This window comes from Mycobacterium sp. NGS19 (assembly GCF_059813155.1).
Window position 1 is genome coordinate 973,967 of record NZ_JCALEB010000001.1, and the last position, 12,733, is coordinate 986,699.

The window sequence follows — 12,733 nt, forward strand, 5'->3', positions numbered from 1 at the left end:
GCGGAGGCGGGATATGAGTACGGGATCCGGCCGGGCCATCGAAGTGGCCCCCTTCCATTCGCGTGGCACACTCAAAGGCTTTGTGGTGTCCGGCCGGTGGCCGAATTCCACCAAGGAGTGGGCTCAATTGCTCATCGTGGCCGTGCGGGTGGCGTCGCTTCCCGGATTGCTCTCCACCACAACGATTTTCGGTGTCCGCGAGGAGCTGCCCGACGAACCGGAGCCCGGCACCGTCGGGCTGGTGCTGGCCGAGGGGCCGGTAGTTGGTGAATTCGCCTTGGAGCCAGGTCATTTCGCCGAGCACACGCCGCCGGCGCTGATCATGCTGCATCCGCCGTCGGAAACCGTTCCGTCGCTGCCGGAATGCAGCGGAGCCGCGTCGGGATGTGTGTTGCTGCCCGGACTGCCGCACCTGGGCCTGGAGCACCGCGCCGCGTGGGTAGAGGCGGAGGCCGACGGCACGGTCACGTCCATGGTGAGCCGCGTGGGCGTCGACCCGATCAGCCATCCCGACACTGCGATTCTCGCCATGCTGCTTGCCGCATAAGGGCATTCGAAGCACTCGATACGGCCAGCCGAAAATCCGCTCGGGCGTGGCGAATTCGGATCCCACTGGCTATCGTCGGAGAACGTAAGCGAAGGGGAGTAGCCCCAAATCGTCGTGTCGACACACTGGCGCAACCGCGTCCGGCCGGCGAACCGAGCGACCACTGCGCGGTGGGCGAGACCTTCGACCGGATGCCCGAGACCCGCGTATGCGCGGCCCGGGCAGCGCGTCGAAAGGTCTACAGATGCTCACCGCGACACTGATCAGCTTGGGTGTGGTGTTCGTGGCCGAGCTCGGCGACAAGTCGCAGTTGATCGCGATGACCTATGCGCTGCGGCACCGCTGGTGGGTGGTGCTGTCAGGCGTGGCGGTGGCCGCGTTTCTTGTGCACGGTCTGTCGGTCACGATCGGACACTTCCTCGGCCTGACCCTTCCTGAACGGCCGATCGCATTCGCCGCGGCTCTGGCGTTCATCTGTTTTGCGGCGTGGACTTGGCGTCAACGCAGCGACGACGATTCCCCGCCACCCGCGCCGGAGCACCGGTTTGTGCTGGCTGCGGTGGTGTCGTCGTACGTGCTGGCCGAACTCGGCGACAAGACGATGCTGGCCACTGTCGCGCTTGCCAGCGAACACAACTGGGCCGGCGTGTGGCTTGGCGCCACGCTGGCGATGGTCCTGGCCGACGGGCTGGCCATCGGCGTCGGCGCGCTGTTGCACCGGCGGCTGCCGGAGCGTCTGCTGCACGGCGCGGCCAGTGTGCTGTTCCTGCTGTTCGGCCTGTGGCTGCTGTTTGACGCGGCGCTGGGCTGGCGGTGGGTCGCCCTCGTCGTCACGTCCGTCGTCGCGGTGTTGGCGGTGGCCGGCGCTGTCGCTTTCTCGTTGCGCGCCAAGGCGACCCGGCGAGCGGCGGAGTGACGGTTCGCCAGCCCGCCACTTCTGTGACCGATGTGGCTGTTGTTCTACCCCGCTGCAGCAAATGACTGTGCGCCGGCGAGTCGAAGCTTGCCAGCTGCTTGCGTTCACAAGCGTCTTACCGCCTTTGATGACGTGCGTTATAGTATGCCGCAACGGCGGGTTCGCCGGGGAATGTCGCTCGTCAGAGCGGTCGGTCTGGGTCCCGCGCGCGCGCCGCAGAGTAGCTGTAGGCGGCTCCCACCTGCTGTTTTCTACACCGGCGCAAATATTAATTTAGTTTGCACTGTTCTCTGAGCACATCTGTGGGTACGATGAGCAGCAAAATAAACGCGGTCACCACACACTGCCACCTTCGGAGGAAAATCCATGAGCAAGACGTTCGCGGCGCGACTGAATCGTCTGTTCGAGACGGTCTATCCGCCGGGCCGGGGCCCCCACACCTCGGCAGAGGTGATCGCGGCGCTCAAGGCTGAAGGCATCACCATGTCGGCGCCTTATCTGTCTCAGCTGCGTTCCGGCAATCGCACCAATCCGTCGGCGGCCACCATGGCAGCGCTCGCCAACTTCTTCCGGATCAAGCCTGAGTACTTCACCGACGACGAGTACTTCGAGAAGCTCGATCAGGAACTCACCTGGCTGGCCGAGATGCGCGACGAGGGGGTGCGGCGGATCGCGGCCCGCACCGTCGGACTGTCGACGGAAGCCAAGGAAGACCTCGTCGCCCACGCCGAGGAGTTGCGGCGCAAGGAGCAGCTCGAGAGCTAGGCGGATCGGGCGTCGGTCCGGAGCCCCACCGATTTCGATGTGTCCTCCTCCGAAGGGGCGCGGCGACCGCTGACGACGAGATCGCGGTATTGGCGCGCGATCTCCAAGATCCATTCCCGGTCCGAGTAGCCCTCTGGTTGACGCAGCCAAGCCAGGCCGGGAAAGTTCGACGCCTTGTCGCCGTCCAGGCTGGCGAAGACCCACCTGGCGATGGCGCTGGCCTGCTCCTGCGGGCTGACAGCCGGCGGGTTGCGATCGGCCGCCGACAGCCGGCCCGCGCGAGCCGCCTGATGCGCCTCCGTAGCCTCCAAGAACAGCCCGTCGGAGATCAGCGACATCTGTTCGGCGACCTGGAATGCCAACGGCCCGCGCGGCCGCACACCCACGCCGACGTCGGGCTGCCGTTCGCACAACTCCTGCAACAGCGGCGCGATGATCCGCATCTCCCGACGGGCGCCGAACCAGTCCTCGACGCTGGGCAAAAGAGAGCCGGTGGCGACGATCAACATCGCGCACGCCAGCAGGGTGATCGCCGACCCGACGCTGACGAATTCCGTGGAATCCACCGCACGCATCAGGAAGAACCCGGTGGTCAACACCAAAAGACCGATTCCGACGCTGAACACGAACAGCGCGCGGCCGCGACGGGTGGTGTTGGAGTAACGCATGCCCGCCCACAGCACCACGGTCAGCGCCAGCATGATGTAGAGCAGCGGCAAGAGCCAGGGCAGTGAGGTGTGCTGGTTGAGGTTGCGCCGCAGATACTCCTGCGGCGCCATCTCGGGTTGACGCCCGTCGGCGAAGAAGAACACCACCGACACGGACGCGATCACCGTCGCGATCCCGTAGTTGGCCCACGCCAGTCGGCGGGTGACCACGGGGTTCATCGCGGACGCCGCCGACGTGATCATCACGCAGCTGGCCGCAGCGCACAGCGTCAAGGCGATCTGCGACAGCGCTACCGAGATGTTCGGCCAGCGCAGCACGGTGTCGACGAGCAGCGTGAGCGGCTGCCAGTTGAGTGCGGCGACGAAGCCCAGGCTGCCGAGCGCGAGCATCATGGCGGCGCTCACCACCGACTGTTTGTTCACCAGGGCCCAGCCGACCCGCAGTCCCGTGGCCACGCCGAGCAGTCCGGCGATGACCCAGAGGATCACCCGAAGGCCTCGCCGAGGCGGACCTGCACGATCGAGGCACGATCCGAACGCAACCGGCCGAGCCGATAGCCGAGTAGCGCGGCGAAGTCTTCCGCCTCCTGTTCGGCGTCTTCTCCGGCAGGCCCCATGCAGCCGGTCCGCTGGTTGAGCATGTAGCGGATCAGGTCATCGCTGACCAGCGCCGTGCCTTCACGAGCCGCGTCCACCACGGAGATTCCTTCGTGCCCGAGAACCAGGTGACCCAGCTCGTGGGCCAGCGTTCGGTCCCACGCCGGAAGGCCCTGCTGGATCAGGAAGACATCGTGGTCAGCGTATTGGCGCCACTGGCCGCACACGCCGGGTGGCAGCTCCTCCATCTGGATTTCGATCGGCCTCTTGCGGCTTTCCGCAACCGCTTGAACCAGCCGCGTCATCGACACTTCGCCTTGCCGCGGGGCCAGATTCAGCACACTGGAGACCGCGCGGGCGACCCGTCGGCTGGCAGACATGCCGCCCCCTTTCGCTCATCGGTGCCCTGCCGTAGACGCTTGCCAGATCAGCGCAGGAAACGGGATATGCCCTCCGCTCGAATCACGTGCCCGGCCCTGGCCTGCCGGTATCCGATGAAGCCGCCGCCCACGGTGAACAGCAGTATCGCGGCGGCGCCAGGCACCGCGATCGCGGTGATCTGCGCCAGTCCCGCGTTGCGCAGGTAATCGCTGTAGCCGGCCCGATAGGCGACGTTCTGATCGAGTTCGTTCGCTGCCGGGTTCGGCGGCGGGCTGGGCTGTGGTTTGTCGACGGAAAGCGGCCCGGATACCGGCTGTGTCACCGGCGACCGCGGCATGTCCATGCCCATCGGGGCCAGCTCGGCCGGCGGCGCACCTGCACCGAGCAACGACTGCGCGGCGGGTTCGGCCAAAGTAGCCCTCGACGTGGGCGGCGCCGGGTTCTGTGCACCCAGCGGCGTCGTCGGCACCACGATGTCCGACAGCAGCGCGGTCACCCCGTCGGCGACGAACGACGGCAGCACGAAGTTCATCGTCGGCGTGATCAGGAGTCCGGCCAGCGGCACCTTCTGCGCGATCACGGTCAGAAGCGCCACCAGCGGCGTGGGCAGCAGCTGCTTCACGATCGGCGCGTTGAGGTCCAGTTCAGGCAGCATCCGGCCCAGCGGATTCTTGACCGTGGTCTGCTGGCCGGCCGGCACCCCACTGGGCACCAGCGAAATGGTCCCGTAGGGATTGCCTGTGGACGGGGCGTTGGCGGCTTGTGTTCGCGCCGCCGTCGACGTGTCGGAGGTGCCGTTCTGCGCGGCTTCCGGCTCGCTCGAAGGAGCGGCAGGTTGGCGTCCGCTCGGCTGCTGTGCCGGGGTGTTCGCCGACGGCAGCTGCACGGTGCCCCATCCGGGAATGGTGAAAGCCGACACCGGGCCGGCCTGGGTGGCGTCGGTTCCGGTGGCGGTTTCGGGCGCGGTAGTCGGCCCGATGCGGGTGGGCAGCATCATCATCGGCGGTGGGATGGGGCCCGTCCGGGCGGCGCTGTCGGCCATCTGCTGTGCCAGCCACCGCAGTCCCGGAAAACGGGGCGACTTCGCCGGGTCCGTCTTGGTCCCGGTATCGGCGGGCTGGGATGTGCCCGGATCGGTGGGGTTTGCGCCGCCTGTCCCGTCACTTCCAGGCTCGTCGGCAAAAGCCAGTGCGCCGGAACCACTCATCAACATGCCGCCCGCGACGACGCAGGCGGCGGCGGTGTACCGGATCAGCGACCGCTCCACCATGTCCTCACTCCAACCCCCAGACGACAGCGCCATCAGGCGCATCGGAGTAAGTGCATTGTCTCACACTCGTACCACCGGAAATATCCCAACGGGAAAATTCCGAAACCCCTTGACGGCCTCGGACCGGCACGGAGAAAGTGCCCTCCGACAGCGGGCGATAGTGTTGGTCCACCAACCGCGGCGCGGGCATACATGTTCGCAATGCGCGCAATGCATCGGAAAGCTCGACCAGACGACCGGGAGGCCAGCCCGCATGGGCCTGTTCACCAAGCGCACGAGCAGAGCGACCCGCCGCGCCGAGGCCCGGGCGCTGAAACGGCGAGCCAAGCTCGATGCCAAATACGCCGCGCGTAACGAGAAGCGCCGCATCAAAGCCGAACAACGCGCCGCACAGAAGGCGCTGCGCGCCCAGCTCAAGGCCCAGCGGGAAAGCGACAAGGCGGCGTTGAAGGTGGCCGAAACCAACCTGAAGGCGGCACGCGAAGGCAAGGTGTTCTCACCGACCCGGATTCGCCGGACGCTGACGGTCACGCGGTTGCTGGCGCCGATCGTGGTGCCGGTCGCCTACCGGGTAGCGGTTGGCGCCCGCGGATGGCTCGACGAACGACGCGCCGACCGTCTCGGCGTGCCGTTGACCGAGCTCGGCCAGTTCTCCGGCCACGGCGCACGGCTGTCGGCCCGCATCGCCGGGGCCGAGCATTCGCTGCGGCTGGTTGCCGACAAGAACCCGAAGGACGCCGAGACCAAGCAGTTCGTCGCCGCCATCACCGGCCGGCTCAAGGACCTGTCCGCGGCCGTCACCGCGGCCGAGAACATGCCGCCCGCGCGACGTCGTGCCGCCCATGCCGCCATCTCCACTGAGTTGGACGGCATCGACGCTGATCTGCTGGCCCGGCTGGGCTTGCACTGACCCGGATGCGCCGACTCGACGCCGCAGCGCGCTGGCGCGGCGCGTCGGCGGCGCTGCTGAGTGTGGCGCTGTCGGTGGGCGCCCACGGCGTCGCCGGTGGCGGCTTCCCGAGCGGCGCAACGCTCGTGCTTCTCGTCGTGCTGGCCGCGACGCTCGGCGCGGTAGCGGCGGGCAGCCTATGGGCCGCCCGTCGGGCCGGCTTGATGGCGCTTTTGGCCGGCGGCCAGATTCTGGGTCACGTGCTCGCGGCGAGCGCGGGGCACCTCCACGCGCCGGTGCCCGCTCCGACGATGGTGGCTGCGCATGCCGCTGCTGTCGTCGTGGGGGCGGCGCTGATCGCCGCCGGCGAGCGGCTGTGGCAGGCATTGTCGACGGTCGTGCGGGCCGTCACGTCGCCGCAGGCGTCGGCCCATCACTCCTCTGCTGTGCCCGCGTCGGTTTCGGATCAGCCGCCGCAGTGGATGGTTCTGCTCTTCGCGTCGATGTCGCATCGTGGTCCGCCGGTCGGCCCGCTCCGCTGACCCGACCCCGACGACAAGAAAGCAGACAACCGAATGACACGAATTTCCCGGGCGCTTCACCGCGCCCTGATCCTCGCCGTGGTGACCGCCACGGCACTGACCCTCGGGCTTCTCGCCGGCACCGCGCCGGCGTCGGCTCACGTCCACGTGGACGCCGCCGATGCCGTGCCCGGCGAGTGGGCGCTGCTGAGCTTCGAGGTGCCGAACGAGTCCGAAAACGGTTCGCTGACAACGGCATTGACGGTGACGCTGCCGGCCGGCAGCGTTGCCTCGGCTGAGTTGGTGCCGAGCTGGACCGTCAAGCTCGATCGCGACGTGGCCGCTGGAACCGTCCGGTCGGTCACCTGGACCGCCGCACCGGGCGGCGGCATCCCGCCCGACCAGTTCGCATTGTTCCGGGTGTCGTTGAAGCTGCCGCAGTCCGACAGCGCGAGTTTCCCTGCGACACAGACCTATTCGGACGGTTCGGTGGTCCGCTGGGATCAGGGCGCGCTTCCGGGCGGCGGTGAACCCGAGCATCCGGCGCCCACGCTGACGATGCATGCCGAGGACGCACCCTCGCACAGCGACGACCTCGCGCGCTGGCTAGCCGTTGCGTCGCTGGTGGTGAGTGCGGCCGCGGCGACGCTTGCCTTGGTGCGGCGGCGCCGGTCATGAGGATCGCTGTCCTGCTGGCCGGGCTGCTGACGGCTCTGAGCTTGGCGACGGCGCCGGTGGCTTCCGCCCATGCCGCCCGGATCGCGAACGATCCCGCCGACGGGGCCCGGCTGTCCAGCGGACCGGCGCAGGTCAGCGCAACCTTCAACGAGCCGCTGCAAACCGCTTTCGCCGCGATGACGGTGGTGGGCCCTGACGGCACCATATGGACCCAGGGCGAGCCTCGCGTCGAGGGCGCCGTGATCACCGTCGGTCTGCGACCGCTGGGGCCCGCCGGCCGATACACCGTCAACTATCGGGTCACGTCGGCCGACGGGCACCCGGTGACGGGTTCGTGGTGGTTCGAGCTCACAGCGCCCGGCACGGGCACGCCCGGACCCGCGGTGTCGCCGCCGGAAAGCAGGGGCGTGCCGGTGTGGCCGTTCGTGGTGTTCGCGGTGGCGGTCGTCGGAATCGGTGCGGGATTAGCGCTGCGACGGCGCGGGCGCAGCTGAGCCGGCCATGAAGGCGGCGTCGGCAGTGGCCGGTGTGCTCGCGGCCGTCGTCGTCGCGTCGGCCGGCGCAGTCGCGCTCGCGTTCCCCCACGCGGCTCCCGCGGCTGCGGCGGTGCGGACGCTGGCCGACTGCGCGGCGGTCACCACGCTCGGGCTGACCGTGCTGCCGGCGCTCGACGACGGCCGCCGGCGCGCCGAACTCGCGCGGCTGGCGGCCCCGCCGCTGATCACGGTAAGCGCTGCGTGGCTGGCCGGCGAACTGCTGCGCCAGCTGCTGGCCGCGGCACAGACCGCCGACGTCGCGGTGACCGTGCTGTCGGCGCGGGCTGCGCTCGAGTTCACCATGCATACTGCCGCGGGCCGTGCCGGTCTGGTCAGCATCCTCGCGGCAGTCACGGTCGGTGTGATTGCAGCGGCGGGCCGGGAGTCGGCCGCACTGTCGGCGGCAGCCGTGGGCACGTCCGCACTGGGTATCGCAGCGCGGGTGGTCAGCGGACATCTGTCCGAAAGCGCCTGGGGCGCAGTCGCTGTCGCGGTGCACGCGCTGGCGGCCGCGGTATGGTGCGGCGCGCTGGCCGCATTGGTGATCACGGTCAGGCACCGCGGTCAGTGGGCCAGGGTGCTGCCGCGATTCGCGCGCACGGCTCTGGTGTGCGTGGCTGCGCTGTTGGGCAGCGGTGTGCTGGCAGCGGCTGAGGCAGCTGGATCGCCCGTCTACTGGTACGCCAGCGGGTACGGGCGCGTGCTGTTGGCCAAGGTGGCGCTAGCCGCCGCACTGGTGGTGTTGGCGTGGCACAACCGCACCGTCTGGCTGCCGGCGGCGCGCTCCCATCGGGCCGCCGTCACGGCTTCGCAGGGCCGCGCGGTCGCCGAGGTGGCGCTGATGGCCGCGGCGCTGGCCGTGACGGGATAGAGGCCTGCGCTAGCCGCTGGCATGATGGGGTACCCCGCGAGAAATTGCGAAGGAGCAGCCATATGGCAGACCAGCCGGACCGACCGGACGAGCCGCGCGACCCCGCGTCGCCGCCTGCCGATCCGCCCGCACCGGGTCAGAAGCCTCCCGCGAAGCGCGCTCCCGCGAAGGCCGCCAAGAAGGCGCCTGCCAAGGCGGCGAAGAAGGCGCCCGCCAAAGGCGCCAAGGCCAGCAAGGCCGACAAGGCCGCGCCGAAGAAGACCGCCAAGAAAGCCGCGCCACCCCCGCCACCTGCTCCGCCGACGCCGCCCCCTCCCGCCGAGCAGGCGCCCCAGCCAACGCAGCCCGCACCCGAACCGATCAGCGCCACGCTCGCCGACACCAACGGCGAGAGCCGCTACGGCGCTGCCGACGACGTCGCCGCCCGCGCGCGCCAAGCGGTGGACACCGCCGGTGACACCCTGGCTACCAGCGTCAGCCGAATGCAGATCTCGCAGGCGCGTGTGCAGATCGCGGTGGCGCTGGCGTTGGCCCTGCTGGCGATCGTGGTGGTCCGGCGGCTGCTCGCTGGCGACTGATGTCGGCGCCGGGCGCCTCCGGCGATTGATGACGGCTTGACCCTGACGCGACGTGAGGGCCGATAGTGGTGCCATGCACAGCAAGACCGTCGGCGCCGTCGCCGCCCTCACCGGCGTGTCGGTACGGACGCTGCACCACTACCACCACATCGGTCTGGTGGTGCCCAGCATCCGCACCGCGGCCGGATACCGCGGCTACACCGACGCCGACATCGAGCGACTGCATCTGGTCCTGGTCTACCGGGCCGCCGGCCTACCCCTCGACGAGATCGCCAAGCTGCTCGACGACCCGGAGGTCGACACCCTGGCGCACCTGCGCCGCCAGCACCAGCTGCTGCTCGACCAGAGAGACCGCCTGGACAGCACGATCACCGCATTGGAGAAACTCATGGACGCCCACCGCTCCGGTATTCGTTTGACCGCCGAAGAGCAAGTCGAGATCTTCGGCAGCACAAAGTTTTCCGAGGAGTACGCCGCCGAGGCCCAGCAGCGCTGGGGTGACACCGAGCAGTGGCGGCAGTCGCAGCGGCGCACAGCCGGCTACACCAAGGCCGACTGGCTGCAGATCAAGGCCGAAGGCGAGCAGCTGCTGTCCGATTTCGCCGCAGCCAAGCGCGACGGGGTGGTGCCCGGTTCGGAACGCGCGAACGAGCTGGCGTCGCGACATCGCGACAGCATCGAGCGGTTCTACAACTGCAGCGAGCAGATGCACACCTGCCTGGCCGAGATGTACGTGACCGACGAGCGGTTCACCCGCTATTACGACGACGCCGAACCCGGGCTGGCGCAGTTCGTGCACGACGTGATCGTCGCCGCGTACAGCAACGTAGATTCTGGGGCGTGACGAACCGCGTAGAACCCCGCGCCACCGCAGACCTGGTCGACGAGATCGGCCCGGCAGTGCGCAGCTGTGACACTCAGTTCCGTCAGTTCGGCGGTCGGCCGATGTTCGCCGGACGAATCCATACCGTGCGCTGCTTCGAAGACAACGCTCTGCTCAAATCCGTGCTGTCGGAGCCAGGCGACGGCGGTGTGCTGGTGGTCGACGGCGGAGCGTCGCTGCACAGCGCACTGGTTGGCGACGTGATCGCCGGGCTCGGGCAGGACAACGGGTGGTCCGGGATCATCGTCAACGGGGCGGTGCGCGACTCGGCGGCGCTGCGCACCGTCGACATCGGCATCAAGGCGCTGGGCACCAATGCCCGCAAGAGCGGTAAGGCAGGCTCCGGCGAACGCGACGTAGAGGTCGAGTTCGGCGGAGTCACCTTCGCGCCAGGCGAATTCGTCTACAGCGACGACGACGGAATAGTGGTTACGCCGATGCCGCGCTGATCGCCGCCGGGCGCTTCGAGAACTCCAGCGCCGAGTCGTCGACCTTGCCGAGCCGAATCAGGCCCACGTCGAACAGGTAGTTCTGCTTGAGCCGCCACGGCACCTTGTGGCCGGCCTTCGGCAGCCGATCCAGCGCCCGCAGCACATAGCCGGGCGTGAAGTCCATCAGCGGGCGCTCTTCGACCGAGTCACCCGGATGCCGCGGAACCACGGTGTCGTAACCGTTGGCGTCCATGTAATTGATGACGCGACAAGCGAATTCGGAGACCAGGTCGGCCTTGAGCGTCCACGACGCGTTCGTGTAGCCGATCGTGAAGACCATGTTCGGCAGCTCGGTGAGCATCATGCCCTTGTAGGCCATCAAATTGTGGAGGTCCACGGGGACGCCGTTGCGCAAGATCGCGGCACCGCCGAACAGCCGCAGGTTCAGACCCGTTGCGGTGATGATGATGTCGGCCTGCAGCTCCTGGCCTGAGCTGAGCCGGATGCCGGTCTCGGTGAACGTGTCGATGGTGTCGGTGACCACGTCGGCCTTACCGTGCCGGATCGTGCGGAACAGGTCGCCGTCGGGCGCCAGGCACAGCCGCTCGTCCCACGGGTTGTACCGCGGCCCGAAATGCTTGTCGACGTCGTAGCCCTGCGGCAGGCGCCGCTTGGCCATGGTCATCAGCTGCTTGCGCATGTAGTTGGGGAACTTGCGGCTGAGCTGGTAGACGGCGGCCTGGTAGAGGATGCTCTTCCACCGGATCGCCAGATACGCGAGCTTGGGCGGCAGCCGCTTCTGCACCTGCACCGCGAACGGATCCACGGCGGGCAGGGAACCGATGTAGGTGGGTGAGCGCTGCAGCATCGTCACATGCCCGGCGCCTGAATTGGCAAGGGCCGGAATCAAAGTCACCGCCGTGGCGCCACTTCCGATGACGACGATCCGCTTGCCCTGGTAGTCGAGGTCTTCCGGCCAATGCTGGGGATGCACGATCACACCCCGGAAGTTCTCGGCGCCCGGGAATTCGGGCGAATAGCCCTGGTCGTAGTCGTAGTACCCGCTGCATGCCATCAGGAACGAGCAGCTGATCTCGACGGTCTCGCCGTCTCGGTCGACCTTCAGGTGCCAGGCGTTGTCGTCGTCGGACCAGTCAGCGGCCACCACCTTGTGGCGGTAGCGGATGTGCTTGTCGATGCCGAACTCTTCGGCGGTTTCCTTCAGGTAGGCCATGATCGACGGCCCGTCAGCGATCGCGCGCTCCGACGTCCACGGCTTGAACCGGAAGCCCAGGGTGTACATGTCGGAGTCCGACCGGATGCCCGGGTATTTGAACAGATCCCACGTGCCACCGAGGCTGTCGCGGGCCTCGAGGATGGCATAGCTCTTGGTGGGGCAGCGCTCCTGCAGATGCCACGCGGCGCTGATGCCGGAGATGCCGGCGCCGACGATCACAACGTCGAGATGTTCGGACATGCGGCCCACGGTATCAACGCTGTGTCGAATCGGTCAACGCAGTGTCGACAACGTCGACATGGCGTAGAGTGCCTGCCGTGACCGCTTCCGCACCTTCCCGTGGCCGCCGCTCGTCGCGGCCGTCGGGCGACGACCGGGAGGCGGCGATCCTGCGCACGGCCGAGCGGCTGCTCGAAGAGCGCGCGATGACCGAAATCTCCGTCGACGATCTGGCCCGTGGTGCCGGCATCTCGCGCCCGACCTTCTACTTCTACTTTCCGTCCAAGACCGCGGTCATGCTGACGCTGCTCGATCGGGTGGTCGAGGAAGCCAACGCCGCGCTCGACGGGCTGGCCGAACGACTGCCCGACGACCCGGCTAAAGGCTGGCGCATCGGGATCAGCGCGTTCTTCGAGGCGTTCAGCGCGCACAAGGCCGTCGCCCGCGCGGGCGCACCAGCGCTCGTGCTCGACAGCGCCATCCGGGAACTCTGGTCGACGCTGATGCAGAAGTGCGTCGACAACACCGCGGCCCTGATCCGCGCCGAACGCGAACGCGGCGCGGCACCTGACACCATCCCTGCCGAGGACCTCGCGACGGCGCTGAACCTGATGAACGAACGGGCGATGACGGCAGCGTTCAACGACGAACGGCCGTCGATTCCCGAGGACCGGCTCGTCGACACTCTCACCCACATCTGGCTGACCAGCATTTACGGCCGCACGCCATAGGTGTCAGACCCCGGC

Annotated in this window: 16 protein-coding genes; 12 read left to right on the forward strand and 4 right to left on the reverse strand. The window is 68.2% G+C overall.

The features are described from left to right. The first annotated feature begins 13 nt into the window (after positions 1-13). From AC5Y4N_RS05025 to AC5Y4N_RS05035, 3 genes are all read left to right on the forward strand, one after another. On the forward strand, positions 14-547 hold the full coding sequence (locus AC5Y4N_RS05025) for a peptidase (RefSeq protein ID WP_499910975.1): 534 nt from the start codon (positions 14-16) through the stop codon (positions 545-547). Positions 548-791: 244 nt separating this feature from the next. Beyond that, positions 792-1,463: a TMEM165/GDT1 family protein gene (locus AC5Y4N_RS05030; protein ID WP_499910978.1), complete on the forward strand. Its 672-nt coding sequence runs from the start codon at positions 792-794 to the stop codon at positions 1,461-1,463. Positions 1,464-1,829: 366 nt separating this feature from the next. Then, positions 1,830-2,228: a helix-turn-helix domain-containing protein gene (locus tag AC5Y4N_RS05035; RefSeq protein ID WP_499910982.1), complete on the forward strand. Its 399-nt coding sequence runs from the start codon at positions 1,830-1,832 to the stop codon at positions 2,226-2,228. Here AC5Y4N_RS05035 and AC5Y4N_RS05040 read toward each other — a convergent pair. The 3 genes from AC5Y4N_RS05040 to AC5Y4N_RS05050 are packed head-to-tail and all read right to left on the reverse strand — an operon-like array spanning position 2,225 to position 5,177. Continuing rightward, on the reverse strand, positions 2,225-3,385 hold the full coding sequence (locus AC5Y4N_RS05040; protein WP_499910983.1) for a hypothetical protein: 1,161 nt from the start codon (positions 3,383-3,385) through the stop codon (positions 2,225-2,227). The genes AC5Y4N_RS05035 and AC5Y4N_RS05040 overlap by 4 nt on opposite strands. Further along, a complete protein-coding gene (locus AC5Y4N_RS05045; protein WP_499910984.1) occupies positions 3,382-3,873 on the reverse strand; it encodes an ImmA/IrrE family metallo-endopeptidase in 492 nt (163 codons plus the stop codon). The genes AC5Y4N_RS05040 and AC5Y4N_RS05045 overlap by 4 nt, the downstream gene beginning before the upstream one ends. Positions 3,874-3,920: 47 nt before the next feature. Continuing rightward, on the reverse strand, positions 3,921-5,177 hold the full coding sequence (locus AC5Y4N_RS05050; RefSeq protein ID WP_499910986.1) for a hypothetical protein: 1,257 nt from the start codon (positions 5,175-5,177) through the stop codon (positions 3,921-3,923). A gap of 220 nt (positions 5,178-5,397) precedes the next feature. On the opposite strand from AC5Y4N_RS05050, the gene AC5Y4N_RS05055 reads away from it, so the two are divergent. The 8 genes from AC5Y4N_RS05055 to rraA all read left to right on the forward strand — a co-directional run bounded on the left by AC5Y4N_RS05055 (position 5,398) and on the right by rraA (position 10,549). Continuing rightward, on the forward strand, positions 5,398-6,054 hold the full coding sequence (locus tag AC5Y4N_RS05055) for a DUF6474 family protein (RefSeq protein WP_499910991.1): 657 nt from the start codon (positions 5,398-5,400) through the stop codon (positions 6,052-6,054). 5 nt (positions 6,055-6,059) lie between these two features. After that, positions 6,060-6,575, forward strand: coding sequence for a hypothetical protein (locus AC5Y4N_RS05060; RefSeq protein WP_499910993.1), 516 nt, complete (start codon positions 6,060-6,062; stop codon positions 6,573-6,575). 33 nt (positions 6,576-6,608) lie between these two features. Continuing rightward, positions 6,609-7,232 (forward strand): YcnI family copper-binding membrane protein, encoded by a 624-nt coding sequence (locus AC5Y4N_RS05065; protein WP_499910996.1) that lies wholly within the window; start codon positions 6,609-6,611, stop codon positions 7,230-7,232. Beyond that, on the forward strand, positions 7,229-7,726 hold the full coding sequence (locus AC5Y4N_RS05070; RefSeq protein ID WP_499910998.1) for a copper resistance CopC family protein: 498 nt from the start codon (positions 7,229-7,231) through the stop codon (positions 7,724-7,726). The genes AC5Y4N_RS05065 and AC5Y4N_RS05070 overlap by 4 nt, the downstream gene beginning before the upstream one ends. 7 nt (positions 7,727-7,733) lie before the next feature. Continuing rightward, complete coding sequence (locus AC5Y4N_RS05075; RefSeq protein WP_499940459.1) at positions 7,734-8,639, forward strand: CopD family protein; 906 nt, start codon at positions 7,734-7,736, stop codon at positions 8,637-8,639. A gap of 62 nt (positions 8,640-8,701) precedes the next feature. After that, positions 8,702-9,217 (forward strand): hypothetical protein, encoded by a 516-nt coding sequence (locus tag AC5Y4N_RS05080; protein ID WP_499911003.1) that lies wholly within the window; start codon positions 8,702-8,704, stop codon positions 9,215-9,217. Between the two features lie 73 nt (positions 9,218-9,290). Continuing rightward, positions 9,291-10,061, forward strand: coding sequence for a MerR family transcriptional regulator (locus AC5Y4N_RS05085; RefSeq protein WP_499911005.1), 771 nt, complete (start codon positions 9,291-9,293; stop codon positions 10,059-10,061). Further along, positions 10,058-10,549 carry a ribonuclease E activity regulator RraA gene (gene rraA, locus AC5Y4N_RS05090; protein WP_499911007.1) on the forward strand — a complete coding sequence of 164 codons (492 nt, stop codon included), beginning with the start codon at positions 10,058-10,060 and terminating at the stop codon, positions 10,547-10,549. The genes AC5Y4N_RS05085 and rraA overlap by 4 nt, the downstream gene beginning before the upstream one ends. On the opposite strand, the gene AC5Y4N_RS05095 is transcribed toward rraA, so the two are convergent. Continuing rightward, positions 10,530-12,008 carry a flavin-containing monooxygenase gene (locus AC5Y4N_RS05095; RefSeq protein ID WP_499911009.1) on the reverse strand — a complete coding sequence of 493 codons (1,479 nt, stop codon included), beginning with the start codon at positions 12,006-12,008 and terminating at the stop codon, positions 10,530-10,532. The genes rraA and AC5Y4N_RS05095 overlap by 20 nt on opposite strands. Before the next feature lie 68 nt (positions 12,009-12,076). Here AC5Y4N_RS05095 and AC5Y4N_RS05100 point away from each other — a divergent pair, with 68 nt between their 5' ends. After that, positions 12,077-12,718, forward strand: a complete 642-nt coding sequence (locus tag AC5Y4N_RS05100; RefSeq protein ID WP_499911011.1) for a TetR/AcrR family transcriptional regulator — start codon at positions 12,077-12,079, stop codon at positions 12,716-12,718. Positions 12,719-12,733: the final 15 nt, after the last annotated feature.